The sequence below is a fragment of the Methylovorus sp. MP688 genome, assembly GCF_000183115.1.
GTDB classification, from domain to species: domain Bacteria; phylum Pseudomonadota; class Gammaproteobacteria; order Burkholderiales; family Methylophilaceae; genus Methylovorus; species Methylovorus glucosotrophus.
On record NC_014733.1, the window covers coordinates 571,924 to 585,362 of the forward strand.

General features: G+C 57.6%; 17 protein-coding genes. 13 read left to right on the forward strand and 4 right to left on the reverse strand.

The window, feature by feature from the left end:
- Window positions 1-25: 25 nt before the first annotated feature.
- Entirely contained in the window at window positions 26-874 is an 849-nt protein-coding gene (locus MPQ_RS02765) for an SDR family oxidoreductase (RefSeq protein WP_013441373.1), read from the reverse strand.
- A 92-nt stretch (window positions 875-966) separates the two neighbouring features.
- Between MPQ_RS02765 and MPQ_RS02770 the strand changes: the two genes are divergently transcribed.
- From MPQ_RS02770 to MPQ_RS02795, 6 genes are all read left to right on the forward strand, one after another.
- The gene (locus MPQ_RS02770) at window positions 967-1,362 is read left to right on the forward strand and encodes a helix-turn-helix domain-containing protein (protein ID WP_013441374.1); all 396 of its coding nucleotides are present in this window, start codon (window positions 967-969) and stop codon (window positions 1,360-1,362) included.
- 157 nt (window positions 1,363-1,519) lie between these two features.
- Window positions 1,520-2,482 carry a lytic transglycosylase domain-containing protein gene (locus MPQ_RS02775; protein ID WP_013441375.1) on the forward strand — a complete coding sequence of 321 codons (963 nt, stop codon included), beginning with the start codon at window positions 1,520-1,522 and terminating at the stop codon, window positions 2,480-2,482.
- Window positions 2,483-2,575: 93 nt separating this feature from the next.
- Window positions 2,576-3,094: a hypothetical protein gene (locus tag MPQ_RS02780; RefSeq protein WP_238525335.1), complete on the forward strand. Its 519-nt coding sequence runs from the start codon at window positions 2,576-2,578 to the stop codon at window positions 3,092-3,094.
- 97 nt (window positions 3,095-3,191) lie between these two features.
- A complete protein-coding gene (locus MPQ_RS02785; protein WP_015829435.1) occupies window positions 3,192-3,611 on the forward strand; it encodes a secondary thiamine-phosphate synthase enzyme YjbQ in 420 nt (139 codons plus the stop codon).
- Window positions 3,611-4,801, forward strand: a complete 1,191-nt coding sequence (locus MPQ_RS02790; RefSeq protein ID WP_013441378.1) for an iron-containing alcohol dehydrogenase — start codon at window positions 3,611-3,613, stop codon at window positions 4,799-4,801. Before MPQ_RS02785 ends, MPQ_RS02790 begins: the two co-directional genes overlap by 1 nt.
- Before the next feature lie 56 nt (window positions 4,802-4,857).
- Window positions 4,858-6,069 (forward strand): glycosyltransferase family 1 protein, encoded by a 1,212-nt coding sequence (locus MPQ_RS02795; RefSeq protein ID WP_013441379.1) that lies wholly within the window; start codon window positions 4,858-4,860, stop codon window positions 6,067-6,069.
- Window positions 6,070-6,098: 29 nt separating this feature from the next.
- On the opposite strand, the gene MPQ_RS02800 is transcribed toward MPQ_RS02795, so the two are convergent.
- Together MPQ_RS02800 and gpmI are read right to left on the reverse strand one after the other, a co-directional pair.
- The gene (locus MPQ_RS02800; RefSeq protein WP_013441380.1) at window positions 6,099-7,364 is read right to left on the reverse strand and encodes a murein hydrolase activator EnvC; all 1,266 of its coding nucleotides are present in this window, start codon (window positions 7,362-7,364) and stop codon (window positions 6,099-6,101) included.
- Window positions 7,357-8,913: a 2,3-bisphosphoglycerate-independent phosphoglycerate mutase gene (gene gpmI / locus MPQ_RS02805; RefSeq protein ID WP_013441381.1), complete on the reverse strand. Its 1,557-nt coding sequence runs from the start codon at window positions 8,911-8,913 to the stop codon at window positions 7,357-7,359. The genes MPQ_RS02800 and gpmI overlap by 8 nt, the downstream gene beginning before the upstream one ends.
- A 218-nt stretch (window positions 8,914-9,131) precedes the next feature.
- On the opposite strand from gpmI, the gene MPQ_RS02810 reads away from it, so the two are divergent.
- From MPQ_RS02810 to MPQ_RS02830, 5 genes are all read left to right on the forward strand, one after another.
- On the forward strand, window positions 9,132-9,536 hold the full coding sequence (locus MPQ_RS02810; RefSeq protein WP_013441382.1) for a rhodanese-like domain-containing protein: 405 nt from the start codon (window positions 9,132-9,134) through the stop codon (window positions 9,534-9,536).
- Between the two features lie 3 nt (window positions 9,537-9,539).
- Complete coding sequence (gene grxC / locus MPQ_RS02815; RefSeq protein WP_041361974.1) at window positions 9,540-9,803, forward strand: glutaredoxin 3; 264 nt, start codon at window positions 9,540-9,542, stop codon at window positions 9,801-9,803.
- 99 nt (window positions 9,804-9,902) lie between these two features.
- Window positions 9,903-10,385, forward strand: coding sequence for a protein-export chaperone SecB (secB, locus tag MPQ_RS02820; RefSeq protein ID WP_013441384.1), 483 nt, complete (start codon window positions 9,903-9,905; stop codon window positions 10,383-10,385).
- Window positions 10,366-10,821 (forward strand): SH3 domain-containing protein, encoded by a 456-nt coding sequence (locus MPQ_RS02825; RefSeq protein WP_013441385.1) that lies wholly within the window; start codon window positions 10,366-10,368, stop codon window positions 10,819-10,821. The genes secB and MPQ_RS02825 overlap by 20 nt, the downstream gene beginning before the upstream one ends.
- The gene (locus MPQ_RS02830) at window positions 10,821-11,810 is read left to right on the forward strand and encodes an NAD(P)H-dependent glycerol-3-phosphate dehydrogenase (protein ID WP_013441386.1); all 990 of its coding nucleotides are present in this window, start codon (window positions 10,821-10,823) and stop codon (window positions 11,808-11,810) included. The genes MPQ_RS02825 and MPQ_RS02830 overlap by 1 nt, the downstream gene beginning before the upstream one ends.
- A gap of 94 nt (window positions 11,811-11,904) precedes the next feature.
- Here MPQ_RS02830 and trmL read toward each other — a convergent pair whose 3' ends face one another.
- Complete coding sequence (gene trmL / locus MPQ_RS02835; RefSeq protein WP_041362548.1) at window positions 11,905-12,369, reverse strand: tRNA (uridine(34)/cytosine(34)/5-carboxymethylaminomethyluridine(34)-2'-O)-methyltransferase TrmL; 465 nt, start codon at window positions 12,367-12,369, stop codon at window positions 11,905-11,907.
- Between the two features lie 236 nt (window positions 12,370-12,605).
- On the opposite strand from trmL, the gene MPQ_RS02840 reads away from it, so the two are divergent.
- Both MPQ_RS02840 and MPQ_RS02845 read left to right on the forward strand, forming a co-directional pair.
- Window positions 12,606-12,965 carry a hypothetical protein gene (locus MPQ_RS02840; RefSeq protein ID WP_013441388.1) on the forward strand — a complete coding sequence of 120 codons (360 nt, stop codon included), beginning with the start codon at window positions 12,606-12,608 and terminating at the stop codon, window positions 12,963-12,965.
- A 163-nt stretch (window positions 12,966-13,128) separates the two neighbouring features.
- Window positions 13,129-13,371 carry a hypothetical protein gene (locus MPQ_RS02845; RefSeq protein WP_013441389.1) on the forward strand — a complete coding sequence of 81 codons (243 nt, stop codon included), beginning with the start codon at window positions 13,129-13,131 and terminating at the stop codon, window positions 13,369-13,371.
- The last annotated feature ends 68 nt before the right edge of the window (window positions 13,372-13,439 follow it).

The following is a 13,439-nucleotide window of genomic DNA, read 5'->3' on the forward strand; positions in this document are numbered from 1 at the left end:
CTTTTTTCTTGGCGGCTATCGGGAGTTACAGCGCGGCAGCGATGGCGGTGGCCAGCGGCGTCGTTGGCCGCCCAATCAGCTGGCTTAACTGGTGGCTGTCATCAAACAGCGCACCTTGCGATGCACCGGTATCCGATTCTGCCAGCAGCACCGCCAGAAAATCGGGCAGACCGGCATCCAACAAGGCTTGTTTATAGGCCGCTTCCGGCAGGTTCTGGTAGGTGACCGTCTTGCCCGCCACACGCGAGAGCTCGGCCGCGAATTCCGCCAGGGTATAGGCTGTATCGCCTGCCAGTTCGTATACCTTGCCCGCCTGATTGGGCGTGCGCAAGACGGCAGCTGCGGCAGCCGCGTAGTCACTGCGACTAGCCGAGGCGATTTTGCCGTCGCCTGCGCTGCCTAGCAGGACACCATGTTGCAAGGCGGGCTGGATGCTGGCGGCATAATTTTCCGTATACCAGCCATTGCGCAGGATCACATAAGGTAACCCGGAATTGCGCAACGCTTCCTCTGTCGCCTTGTGTTCAGTTGCAATTGGCAGCGGTGTGGTATCGGCATGCAACAGGCTGGTATAGGCCAGCAGGCTGACATTGGCGCGTTTGGCGGCGGCAATGACGTTCTGGTGTTGCGGTAATCGTTGGCCGATTTCGCTGGAGGAAATCAGCAGAATCTGGGTGGCACCGTCAAAGGCGGCATCCAGCGTGGCCGGGTGAGTGTAGTCCGCCTGACGCACAACGACGCCACGGGCGGCGAGGTCGGCCACCTTGGCGGGGCTGCGGACGGCGGCAATAATCTGGTTGGCAGGCACCGAGCTTAACAGCGCCTCAATCACCAGTCGGCCGAGTTGGCCGGAAGCTCCGGTAATCACGATCATGGTAAAACTCCTGTTGGCTTGAAATTAAAGAAAAGGCACAATAACAAACAAGCTAACTTTTAGTAAGTACTTACAGAAAGGTAAGTGTCAACATGGCGAATAAAGAAACAATGCCCACCGAAACGCTCGCAGAATTGATGCAGCGTGGCAATGTGTTTGCCGCGCAATGCCCTTCGCGCGAGGTATTGAAGCATGTCACCAGTCGCTGGGGTGTACTGGTGCTGGTCGCCTTGCTGGGCGGTACGCATCGCTTCAGCGATTTACGGCGCAAAATAGGCGGCGTCAGCGAACGCATGCTGGCGCAAACCCTGCAATGGCTGGAGCAGGATGGCTTTGTGTTGCGCACCTCTTACCCGGTGGTGCCGCCGCATGTGGAATACAGCCTGACCCCGCTGGGGCAGGAGGTGGGCTTGCGCGTGGAAGCACTGGCCGACTGGATACAGGAAAAGTTGCCGAATATCCTGGCCGCACAACAAGCCGATGCATAGCGCGATGCCGGCCTTTATGCATGGCAATGGCGTAGAATGCTGCAAGTCTTGAGGTGCACTCAAGACTTGCGCTGGGAAGCCGTTCAAGTAGAGCATGCGGCGCATTGGTGTTGGCGGATGTACTGTTCAAATCATGATGGGGTAACGTAAATCAGGCATGGGTAAATTCCCGATGATCTTGGTGTGGATGTTCGTTTTCAGCAGCTTGCCCGCTGGCATCGCCATGGCCGCTGAAAGCGCGTCGTCTGCCAGCCAGACGCAGCAGGCGCGCGCAATCGACGATATTCTGGATAATGAGCCGCCCGTCATTCGTCAGCTGCTGCAGGATGCCAGCCGCCTTGAAACCAGTCTGGACGAGGTGGAGGGCGAGTGGCAAGCCGCCCGTCTGTATTGCCAGGCCTCGCGCATGGGCAGTGCCGAGGCGCAATATCGGCTCGGCATGCTGTATGCCTTTGGCAAGGGTGTGCCGCAGAGCCAGGCGCTGGGCGCGTCGCTATTCACCCTGGCATCCAGCCAGGGGCATTTTCAGGCGCAACGCATGCTGGAGACGATTGCGCTTACCTCCAGTGAATTGCCGCCCTGTGTATTGGCCGATGTGGCGCCGGACAAAGCGCCGTTGGATAGTTACGCCGGCAGTGATGCCGCCCGTATCGAACAGCACATTGCCAGCCTGCCTGCCAACAAGCGCTGGCTGGTGGGCTTGGTGGATACCCTGGCGCGCTGGCACCAGGTGGACCCCAAGCTGATACTGTCGATTATTGCCGTGGAGTCCAATTTCAAGCTGTCTGCCCGCTCTTCCAAGGAGGCCATGGGGCTGATGCAGCTGATCCCCGATACTGCCGAGCGTTTCAATGTGCGTAACGCCTACGATGCCAGCCAGAATATACGCGGCGGCATTGCCTACATGCGCTGGTTGCTGGCTTACTTCAAGGGCGATGTGCGTCTGGCGGTGGCTGGCTACAATGCGGGGGAGCGTGCGGTGGATCGCTATCGTGGCGTTCCGCCCTATGCTGAAACCCGTGCTTACGTAAAGCGCGTGATGGAGTTATACCCGCGCCTGCATCATCCCTATGACGAGCGCGTGGTGGACCCCACGCGCGTGATCATGAAGCAGGGGTAATATCGGCGCTGAAACATTTCACCAGCCCGTGCGTTGGCGATGAATTTTTGATTCGCCGGGCAGTCGAAACACCAATCACTAATTGTTCTGGAGATGAACGTGCAAACAATCAAACAGCTCTGGCTGGCCAGTATGTTAATGCTGCTGGCAGCGTGCGCTACCACCGGCCAGCAGGAACCGCAGGTCAAGCGGATTTCCCCCGAGGAGCTGGAACGCCTGATGCCGAAGCCGGTGCCGAATATCAGTCTGGAAGAGCTGGTGCAGCTTTCCAAAACCACCCCGCCGGAAGAGCTGATCGCCAAAATCAAGGCCAGCAATTCGCAGTATGACCTTACACCCTCGCAATCGGTGGAGCTGAGCAAGCAGGGCGTCAGCCCCAAGGTGCTGGACTATATTTACCAGACCCGCGAAGCTGCCTTGCGCGAAGGCTTTGCCGATGAAATCAACAAGCGTGAAAAAGCCAAGCGCGAAGAACAGGAACGTTTGCGCCGCGAATACCAGCTGCGCTATCAACCCTACTATGACCCCTGGTGGGGCTATAGCTACGGCCCCGGCCCCTACTGGCGGCGTCCTTTCTATGGCCCGAGTTTCCGGTACGGTTACGGCTGGTAATCCTTGCTAGCCGGACAGGATGAACACAGCGTAGCCGCATTGCCCTGTGTACGTCTTGTCCGGCATATAATTCTGCTTGATCTCATGGGAGAAGCAGATGCAACAATCATCCACGCACATCACCGTGCGCACGCAGGGCAAGCGCCTGTATGACATCACCCCGCAAGTCACCGACTGGGTAGCCGATACCGGCCTGCAGTCCGGCTTGCTCACGCTTTATATTCAGCACACCTCGGCCAGTATTCTGGTGAATGAAAATTACGACAGCGATGTGCTGGTGGACATGGAAGCCTTTTTTGCCCGCCTCGTGCCTGAGGGCGATCCATTATTCATTCACACCGCCGAAGGGCCGGATGACATGCCCGCCCACGTGCGCAGTGCGCTGACGCAGACCAGCATCTCCATTCCCATCCTCGACGGCGCGGTCGCGCTGGGCACCTGGCAAGGCATCTTTCTGTATGAGCATCGCCGCATGTCGCATACGCGCAAAGTGCTGTTGCACGCGATAGGCGAGTAATGCAGATTCCCGCGTTCAATTTTGGCCAGATGCCGCGCATCGTATTTGGTGCGGGTACCCGGCACCAATTGCCTGCATTGGCGGCTGAGTTCGGCTCACGCATCCTCATCCTCACCGGTGCGCGCTCGTTTACCGCGAGCGATGATTGGCCGGTGCTGCAAACCGCATTGCGCCATGGCGGCTTATCCTTTGAGCACGCCGTGGTTGATGGCGAGCCCTCGCCGCAACTGGCCGATGCGCTGGCAAGCCAATATCGTGCTGCAGGCATTGAAGTCGTCATTGGCATAGGCGGCGGCAGTGTGCTGGATGCCGCCAAAGCGGTGGCGGGGTTGCTGCGCATCCCCAATAGCGTGATGGATTTTCTGGAAGGCGTCGGGCCGGAATTGCCTTATCCCGGCCCGGAAGTGCCGTTCATTGCCGTACCCACGACAGCAGGCACGGGCTCGGAAGCCACCCGCAACGCCGTGCTCTCGCAACATGGCGAAGGTGGTTTCAAGAAGTCGTTCCGGCACGAGCGGCTGGTGGCGAACTATGCCGTGATAGACCCCGATCTGTTGGCGTCCTGCCCGCCTTCCCTGATTGCGGCCAATGGCATGGATGCCCTGACGCAATTGCTGGAGTCGTATGTTTCTACCCGTGCCAATCCCTTGACGGACGCTTTAGCCATGTCTGGCCTGCGCGCGGTGCGCGACAGTTTGTTGCCATGGTTTCGTGGCGAAGGCGACCTGGCAAGCCATCGCAGCAATATGGCCTATGCCGCCCTGTTATCTGGCATTACCCTGGCGCAGGTGGGGCTGGGCTCGGTGCATGGATTGGCGGCACCGCTAGGGGCATTTTTCCCGATGCCGCATGGCGTGGTTTGCGGCACGCTGGTGGCGGAGTGCACGCGCGTCAATATCGCCTGTTTGCAAGAGCGGGCTCCGGGCAGCGACTTTCTCTGGCGGTATGCCCATGTTGGTAAAGTGCTGGCGAATGATATGCGGCTTGCTGAGACCGATGGCCTGCATGCCCTGGTCGAGCGGCTGGAATTACTCACCGGTGAAATGGCATTGCCCGTGCTCTCCAGCATGGGCATGCAGGCATCGGATATTCCCCGCGTGGTGGCCAACTGTCGTGGCAGCAGCATGAAAACCAACCCCGTCGTGCTGAGCGATGACGAGGTGGCGGGTATTTTGCAGGCCCGCTTATAACATTCACTTCATCGTAACGTCATGCGTTTGTCATCTGCCCCGGCAACCATGGCGCCATGGATGATCAAACAACAATAGTGCGTCCCGCCATCGGGCAAGCCCGGCGCCTGGTACTGGTCACGGAAACCTGGCCGCCGGAAATCAATGGTGTAGCCATGACTCTGTCGCGGCTGGTGCAGGGCATTTCAGACCTTGGCTGGCAGGTGCGGCTGGTGCGGCCGCGCCAGAAGTCGGATGGCGAAGATTCGGCTGGTCACATGCTGGTGCCCGGTTTGCCTATCCCTGGCTATAGCGGTTTGCGCTTTGGCATGCCCATGGTGGAAAAACTGCGCCAGGCCTGGAAAAAAGAGCGGCCAGATGTGGTGCATATTGCCACCGAAGGTCCGCTGGGCTGGGCCGCCCTCAAGGTGGCACGCAATATGGGTATTCCCGTCACTTCCAGTTTTCATACCAACTTTCATCGCTACTGCAAGCACTACGGCATGAGCTGGCTGCGTGGCGTGGTGACGCGTCATCTGCGTCAGTTTCACAATCAGTCTGCGCTGACCATGGTACCCAACGACACCCTGCGCCAGATGCTGCTGCAGGAAAACTATCGCAATGTGGCGGTGCTGGGTCGCGGTGTGGATAGCAGTCTGTTTTCACCTGCCCGCCGCAGCCCGGCCTTGCGCGCCGAGTGGGGACTTGCGCCGGATGATCTGGCGGTGATCTATGTGGGTCGGCTGGCGGCGGAGAAGAATCTGGCGCTGGTGATCAAAGCATTTGATGCCATACAGAAAGTGAACCCGACCGCCCGCATGGTCTGGGTGGGCAGTGGCCCGGAAGCGCGCAAGCTGATGCGCCGCTATCCGCAGCATATTTTCTGCGGAGCAAAATCGGGCGAGGAATTGGCGGAACACTATGCATCCGGCGATGTGTTTCTGTTCCCCAGCATGACCGAAACCTTTGGCAATGTGTTGACCGAAGCCATGGCCAGCGGCCTGGCAGTGGTGGCGTATGACTATGCTGCGGCTGAAATCTTCATACAGCCGGGTGTGAATGGCGTCAGGGTGCCATTTGGCGATAGCGCCGGGTTTATCCAGGCGGCGACGGCACTGGTGGCTGACCCTGCGCTAATGCGGCAATACGGCGGCGCGGCCGCGAGCGCAGTGGCGCAGTGTTCCTGGCAAAGTGTGTGCCGTTTGTTTGATGGGTATTTGCAGGCACAAATTCCTGCGCAGAATGTTCCGGAAGACGTTGCCAGCCCCAGTCTGACGCCGCAGCTTTAAGCCGCCGGATGTGCATGGCTGGCGAGTGACTAGCGCACCACGCTCCAGCTTAAAGGATCAAACGGCTTGCTCTGGTAACGCAGCTCGAAGTACAAGCCGGAGGCCTCGTTGCCACCACTGTTGCCCACCGAGGCAATGGTATCCCCGCCCTTGACCGTGTCGCCCACCTGCTTCAGCAAGGCCTGATTGTTGCCATACAGGCTCATATAGCTATTGCCGTGGTCCACGATGATGAGATTGCCGAAGCCACGCAACCAGTCGGCAAACACAACGCGGCCGCTGGCGACGGACTTCACTTCGCTACCTTCGGCCGATTTGATGAACAGGCCTTTCCACGAGACGCCGGTATCTTCGCGCGAACTGCCGAAGCGGTTAGTGATGTCGCCACGCACAGGCAGATTCAGTTTGCCTTTGAGCGCGGCAAAATTACCGCCTTCAAACGCATTGGTCGGCAGGTCTTCATTGCGGGCAATCACTTGCGGCGATGAAGGGGTCGTAGCCTTGTCAGTGGTCGCAGGCTTCTGCGGTTTGCGTTTCGGTGGCATGGCGGCCAGGCGCGCCAGTTTTTCCACCAGCTGCGACAAGCGCTGCTCATCACGCTTCATTTTGTCGATCTGACCGCGCTGACTGTTGATCTTGGCGGCCAGGCTCTGCAGCACCTTGTTGCGCTGATTTTTTTGCGCTTGCAGGGCTGCGCGTTCTGCTTCCTGGGAGGCTTTCAGATCTGTCAGTTTTTGCAGGCTGGCAGCGGTTTCCTCATTCAGCCGGGTGAGTTTGTCCAGGTTGCGCTGCATGCCGGAAATCAGCTCGGCGCGGGCCTGGGCAACGTAGCGATAGTATTGCCACTGACGGGCAGCCTCGGCCGGGTTTTCCTGTTGCAGAAAAAGCTGGGTGTATCCCGGCTGGCCGTGCAGGTATTGCTTGTAAAGCTGCGAGGAAAGCATGCGCTGCTGCTTTTGCAGCTCGTTGTCTACGCCATTTTGCTGTTGCTGCAGGGCTTGTAATTGCGTGCTCGTCTGCTGTTGCTGCTGTTGCAGTTCATACAGCTTGCGATTGGTATTGCTGATAGCCTGCTCGCTCTCTTTCAGCGCATCGCTGGCATCGGCATGGGCTTCCTTGGTGTCGTCGAGTTCTTTTTTCAGCGATTCGATCTTGTCATGCAGCTCGCTCAGCTCGGCCTTGGATTTTTCCACCTTGGGCGCTGCCACGCTGATGCCTGGAGCCAGGCTGAGCGCGCACAGCAAGACGAGCCCGAGTGCAGATGCATCGGGCCACAAACGCAGGTAATCACGCATTCGTCGGGGCGATGAAATGAACGAGGGGGTGCCCGGTCATTTCGGCAGGTTGCGGCAGTCCCATCATCTTGAGCAGGGTAGGGGCAATATCCGACAGCGCACCCGTGGCCGACATGGTGGCCTCGCGACCCACATACAGCAGAGGTACCAGATTGGTAGTGTGCTGCGTGTGTGGCTGGTGATTGGTGTAATCCTGCATCTGCTCGACATTGCCGTGGTCGGCGGTGACGATGACTTCGCCACCGATGGATTGCATGGCCTTGATCACGCGGGCAACGCAGGTATCCAGCGTCTCCACGGCCTTGATGGCGGCATCCAGCTTGCCGCTGTGGCCTACCATGTCACAGTTGGCAAAGTTGCAGATGATGGCGCTGTACTGGCGGCTCAAGATAGCGGCTTCCAGTTTGTCGGTGACTTCAAACGCGCTCATTTCCGGTTGCAGGTCATAGGTGGCGACCTTGGGGGAAGGCACCAGAATGCGGTCTTCGCCGGGGAACACCAGCTCTTCGCCACCATTAAAGAAGAAGGTGACGTGCGGGTATTTCTCGGTTTCGGCGATGCGCAGCTGGGTCAGGCCCTGGCTTGCCAGATATTCGCCAAAGGTATTGCGCACTTCCATGGGCGGAAAGATGGGCACGGCACGCACTTCATTCTTGTCGTACATGGTCAGCGTGAAGTAGGCGCTGAATTGCGGAATGTGGTGACGCTCAAAACCATCGAATTCGGGAGAGAGCAGGGCGTGGGTCAGCTGACGCGCGCGGTCTGAACGGAAGTTCATGAAGACCACCATGTCACCATCTTCCATGCGCAATGGCGCGCTACCGGGGGCGGTGATGGCGGTTGCTTTTACGAACTCGTCGTTCTCGCCGCGGGCATATGCGGCGCTCAACGCTTCTTGCGGCGTGCTGGCGGTGAATTCTCCTATGCCTTCTGTAACCAGACGGTAGGCCGGAGCCACGCGCTCCCAGCGCTTGTCGCGGTCCATGGCGTAGTAGCGGCCACATACCGAGGCGACTTTGCCTGCACCGATCTCGGCCAGTGCGGCTTCCAGTTTTTGCAGGTAGGGGCCGGCGCTGATGGGCGGCGTATCGCGGCCATCAAGGAAGGCATGCACGTAGATGCGGTCCAGCCCCTGTTGTGCTGCCATGCGCACCATGGCGTGGATATGATCCTGATGGCTGTGTACGCCGCCATCCGATAGCAGGCCAAAAATATGCAGGGCTTTGCCTTGCTGCTTGACCTGCTGTACGGCATTGACCAGGGCTGGCATGGTGTAAAACTCGCCGCTGGCAATGGCATTGTTGATGCGTTCAAATTCCTGGAACACCACGCGGCCTGCGCCAATGTTGAGGTGGCCGACTTCCGAGTTGCCCATCTGACCGTCTGGCAGGCCGACATAATGCTCGGAAGCATTGATCAGCGTGTGCGGATATTGGCTCCATAGCGCATCCCAGTTCGGGGTGTTGGCCTGGGCGATGGCGTTGTCCTTGATTTCTTCGCGATAACCAAAACCATCGAGTATGAGCAGTATTACCGGGGTGACCTTCATTGGGGATTGTTTTCCAGCTGATTGAACACGAGCCTTGTATTTTAGAGATTTTTTGCCAATAAATCTGCAAGTAAATGTCAGGCGCAGTCAGCCCTTGTTGCTGACGATGAGGTGGCGCTCTTGAAATTCCGCCGATTGGCAGCATAGTCATTCAATGTCATTAGGAATTCGGTACAATCGGCAGGCATTTTTCGGGCTATTCTTTTGAGGGCTTCACAGTGAAATTTCTGATCAATAACGCAATTTATATCGGCCTGGCCGTCGGCTCTGGCCTCATGCTGTTGTGGCCCATGCTGCGACGCGGCGCCAAGAGCGTCAGCCCCAGCGAGGCGGTACTGCTGATTAACCGTAACCAGGCCATCGTGCTGGATGTGCGCGACGATGCCGAATTTGCCGCCGGACATCTGCAGGATGCCCGCCACATTCCGCTGGCCAAGCTGGATGAACGGCTGGCAGAGCTGCAAAAGTTTCGCGAAAAACCGGTGATCGTGCATTGCCAGAGTGGGGTGCGGTCCAGCAAGGCAGCTGCCACGCTGCGTAAACATGAATTCACCCAGGTGTATGAACTGGATGGCGGCGTGAATGCCTGGACCCAGGCCAAGCTGCCTTTGGTAAAGGGGTAAGCCATGCCTAGAATCACTATGTATACCACTGCATATTGCCCCTACTGCATGCGTGCCGAGCAACTACTGGACGCCAAGGGCGTGACCGTGGAGAAGATTCGTGTGGACCTTGACCCGGCCGAGCGCGAGACCATGATGACACGCACCGGACGCCGGACAGTGCCACAGATTTATATCGACGATTTTCACGTCGGTGGCTTTGACGATTTGCGCGCCCTGGACCTCAAGGGCGGGCTCGATCCGTTGTTATTCAAAAACACGCCATAAGCAGTTAGAATGGCATGAGAGATGCGGGGCCTGCCCCGCTTTTTATTATTCATTAACGATAGGGACAAGGGAGCGCCTTTGCTCCCATTAGGAAACATCATGGCCGAAGAACAAGCAGTAGCCCAGGATCAAGACAATCAACCTGGTTTCAGCATTGAAAAAATCTACGTGAAGGATATCTCCCTCGAGATCCCTAACGCGCCGCAGGTATTCATTCAGCGCGAAGCCCCACAAGTGGGTATCGAGCTCAGCAACAGCGCCAGTGCTGTGGAAGATGGCATCTATCAGGTGCTGACCACCGTGACAGTGACCTCCAAGGTGGAAGACAAGACCGTATTCCTGATCGAAGTGGCACAAGCCGGTATTTTCCAGATTCGCAATGTTCCTCAAGAAAACCTGGAAATCATCCTGAGCGTGACTTGCCCGAACATTCTGTTCCCTTACCTGCGCGAAGCGGTTTCCGATATTTCCACTCGCGCTGGTTTCCCACCAGTACTGCTGAATCCGATTAACTTCGAAGCCCTGTACGCCCAACAAAAGCAGGAACAGGCTGCGCAAGCGAATGGTTCAACGACCCACTAAGGTTTTACTTTCCATTGCCATGATTCTGGCGTTGACGCCCTCGGTGGCTTCAGCGCTGGAATACCGTTCTGTCGCGGTTCCGCGCGCCATCCTCTACGATGCTCCTTCCGGTCAGGGTAAAAAGCTCTATGTCATCTGGCAGGGGTATCCGCTGGAGGTGATCGTCAACCTTGGTGACTGGATCAAGGTGCGCGATAACCGTGGCGGCCTCAATTGGATAGAAGCCAAGCAACTGGCGACCAAGCGTACCGTGATCGTGATTGCGACCCAGGCCTCCATTCAGCAATCTGCCGACGCCGCCTCGAGTGTGGTGGGAACGGTAGAAAAGGATGTAGTGCTGGATATGCTCGAAATGAGCGGCAACGGCTGGATCAAGGTGCGTCATCGTGACGGGCTGGTAGGGTATCTGCCCACAACCGCCGTCTGGGGATATTAATGAAAGTTACCGTATTGGGGGCGGGCGCCTGGGGAACGGCGCTTGCCATGCAAATCAGCATACAGCACCCCGTGGTGCTGTGGGCACATAATCCGGAGCACGTCTCCGGCATGAAGCGGGCGCGTGCCAATCCGCGCTATCTCGGCGATTTCAAGTTTAATGACAACCTGAGCATTGAAGGCGATCTTGGCCGTGCGGTAGCCCATTCTGATCTCGTGCTGTCTGTCGTGCCTACCGCAGCCTTTCGAACTACGCTGCAAGCCCTGAAAGCGCTTGATTGCAAGTTGCCGGTGGTGTGGGCCAACAAAGGCCTGGAACCGGAAACGGCCAAGCTGCCACACGAGGTGGCGATGGACGAACTGGGTCCGCAACATCCATGGGGTGCGCTTTCTGGCCCCAGCTTTGCTGCAGAGCTGGTGCGCGGCTTGCCAACCGCTGTGACGCTGGCGGCTAACGATGCCGATTTTGCTCGCGAAGCCGCGAGCGTCATGCACGGCGGCAGTTTTCGAGTGTATTCCAGCGATGACGTGGTGGGCGCATCCGTAGGTGGTGCCTTGAAAAACGTCATGGCGATTGCCGCAGGCATCAGTGATGGCATGGACTTTGGCAACAATGCCCGTGCTGCGCTCATCACCCGTGGCCTCGCCGAGATGACGCGTTTCGGCGTAAGCCTGGGTGCCAAAAAAGAAACGTTTATGGGCCTGGCCGGGGCTGGTGACCTGATACTGACCTGTACCGGCCAATATTCGCGTAACCGCGAAGTGGGCTTGCAACTGGCTTCAGGCCGCAAGCTGCCCGAGATTCTGCAAAGCCTGGGGCATGTGGCAGAAGGCGTGAACACCACGCGTGAAGTGGTACGACGTGCCAAGCTGATGGGCGTGGATATGCCTCTGACCGCTGAGGTTGATCAGGTGCTGTCGCATGGCAAATCGCCACGTGTCGCGGTGGAAAGCCTGCTGAGCCGGGAGCAGAAACCGGAGTCGGTTTGAGGCAGGGTCTGGCGAGATAAATCTTTGAATCAAAAAAACAGGCTGGCATTTCGCCAGCCTGTTTTTTTATGCAGATGACAAACCGCAAACGCGCTTAAACAGCGCCGGCAAAATCGTGTTGCCGCCAGGCCTCGTACAACAGCACCGCTGCGGAGTTGGATAAATTCAGGCTGCGGTTATTCGGCATCATGGGCAGGCGGACGCGGTGGTCCGGGGCGAATTGATCCCGTATTTCTTCCGGCAGCCCACGGGTTTCCGGCCCGAAGACAAACACATCGCCCTCCTGAAAGGCAATGGTACTATGACGCGTGCTGCCCTTGGTGGTCAACGCAAACATGCGGCGCCCCGCCAGCGCGGTGCAACAGGCCTCCCAATTCTCGTGCACCTGCATATTGGCATACTCATGATAGTCCAGGCCGGCCCGTTTCAATTGTTTGTCTTCCAGGCTGAAGCCCAGCGGTTTTACCAAGTGCAGGCGCGTGCCGGTATTGGCGCACAGGCGGATGATGTTGCCGGTATTGGGCGGGATTTCCGGTTGATAAAGCACGATGTCGAACATGATGAGTACCGCTGAACAGATGGCCTGCATTTTACATGAGCATGCAAACTCAGCGGGTCGATGACATGCAGATAGACAGGAATGAAATTTTTGTCATAAAATTGTCATAATTCTGAAACATTTTGAATCGTGTGCTGTCCTATCGGCAAGATGAAATTCATGGTGCGCCGTTGCTGGTGTTCCCGTAATAATGGAAGAGAGATACACCTGATACCCATGTGGTTAATGTAGTGCTTATGCAGAAAATAACCTCCTTACTCAAGCCATTTGCTGTGCTGTTGCTGATCTGCCTTCTGTTCCAGGCATTCGTCAGCGGCCAGCCCATGGTCGATATCGATCAGGCCAGAGGCGACGCACAGCCCGCTGTGGTAATGGCGCTGTCCGAGTTGCCGGATCAGCAGGATGTGCTGCCTGATCCTGAGCTTGATGATGAGATCAAACAGAAAAGCACCTTCTCCGAACTGGATGTGGATCATCTGTCCTCGCTCTATCTGGCGCAGGATACTTCACGCCATCTTTTAGTCAGTCCTCTCAGCTTTTCCTACGCCGACATTCTCGCCGGTCTCTATCGCCCTCCCCAGGCGATCATTTCCTAAGGTAATTCCCGAATTCCGGATGGTGCGCAAGCACTGACCGGATACCCAGCGCATCCTCTGGATGCCTTTCTGGACGGCTTCGTCCGTCTGTCTCAACCACAATATGTGTGCATCCACGGCTGCTTGTGGCAGCGGTGTACTTGCACTCAGGAGGAGTTTTTGCATGAAAAAAATACATTCATTATCCGTGGCCGCTATCTGTGCCCTGTCCGTGGCGGCGTTTTCGCTACCAGCTCAGGCGGGGCAGAGCGAAGAGCAGCGCTACATCATACGCAAGGCGATTGAAGCCAAGCAGGAAAAGGCGCGCCAGGCTGCGCAGCTGAAACGGGAAGAGATGCAGAAGCAGGCAGGGGAGTGTGTACGCCCTGAACAAAGCCAGGCTGACGCACCGACCAACGCCAGCTAGCCGTCCCTCTCCCGACGGGTTCGCCCGTCGGGGAATGCAATGCCTGCGCAAGGGTAACGGCCTTACGG

Excerpts from the sequence above, each read along its gene's own strand:
- MPQ_RS02840 (WP_013441388.1), top strand. The coding sequence starts at position 12,606 with ATGCAGAAAATAACCTCCTTACTCAAGCCATTTGCTGTGCTGTTGCTG.
- grxC (WP_041361974.1), top strand. The coding sequence starts at position 9,540 with ATGCCTAGAATCACTATGTATACCACTGCATATTGCCCCTACTGCATG.
- MPQ_RS02830 (WP_013441386.1), top strand. The coding sequence starts at position 10,821 with ATGAAAGTTACCGTATTGGGGGCGGGCGCCTGGGGAACGGCGCTTGCC.
- MPQ_RS02845 (WP_013441389.1), top strand. The coding sequence starts at position 13,129 with ATGAAAAAAATACATTCATTATCCGTGGCCGCTATCTGTGCCCTGTCC.
- MPQ_RS02825 (WP_013441385.1), top strand. The coding sequence starts at position 10,366 with ATGGTTCAACGACCCACTAAGGTTTTACTTTCCATTGCCATGATTCTG.
- MPQ_RS02770 (WP_013441374.1), top strand. The coding sequence starts at position 967 with ATGGCGAATAAAGAAACAATGCCCACCGAAACGCTCGCAGAATTGATG.
- MPQ_RS02780 (WP_238525335.1), top strand. The coding sequence starts at position 2,576 with ATGAACGTGCAAACAATCAAACAGCTCTGGCTGGCCAGTATGTTAATG.
- MPQ_RS02790 (WP_013441378.1), top strand. The coding sequence starts at position 3,611 with ATGCAGATTCCCGCGTTCAATTTTGGCCAGATGCCGCGCATCGTATTT.
- MPQ_RS02785 (WP_015829435.1), top strand. The coding sequence starts at position 3,192 with ATGCAACAATCATCCACGCACATCACCGTGCGCACGCAGGGCAAGCGC.
- trmL (WP_041362548.1), bottom strand. The coding sequence starts at position 12,369 with ATGTTCGACATCGTGCTTTATCAACCGGAAATCCCGCCCAATACCGGC.
- MPQ_RS02775 (WP_013441375.1), top strand. The coding sequence starts at position 1,520 with ATGGGTAAATTCCCGATGATCTTGGTGTGGATGTTCGTTTTCAGCAGC.
- MPQ_RS02800 (WP_013441380.1), bottom strand. The coding sequence starts at position 7,364 with ATGCGTGATTACCTGCGTTTGTGGCCCGATGCATCTGCACTCGGGCTC.
- gpmI (WP_013441381.1), bottom strand. The coding sequence starts at position 8,913 with ATGAAGGTCACCCCGGTAATACTGCTCATACTCGATGGTTTTGGTTAT.
- MPQ_RS02795 (WP_013441379.1), top strand. The coding sequence starts at position 4,858 with ATGGATGATCAAACAACAATAGTGCGTCCCGCCATCGGGCAAGCCCGG.
- secB (WP_013441384.1), top strand. The coding sequence starts at position 9,903 with ATGGCCGAAGAACAAGCAGTAGCCCAGGATCAAGACAATCAACCTGGT.
- MPQ_RS02765 (WP_013441373.1), bottom strand. The coding sequence starts at position 874 with ATGATCGTGATTACCGGAGCTTCCGGCCAACTCGGCCGACTGGTGATT.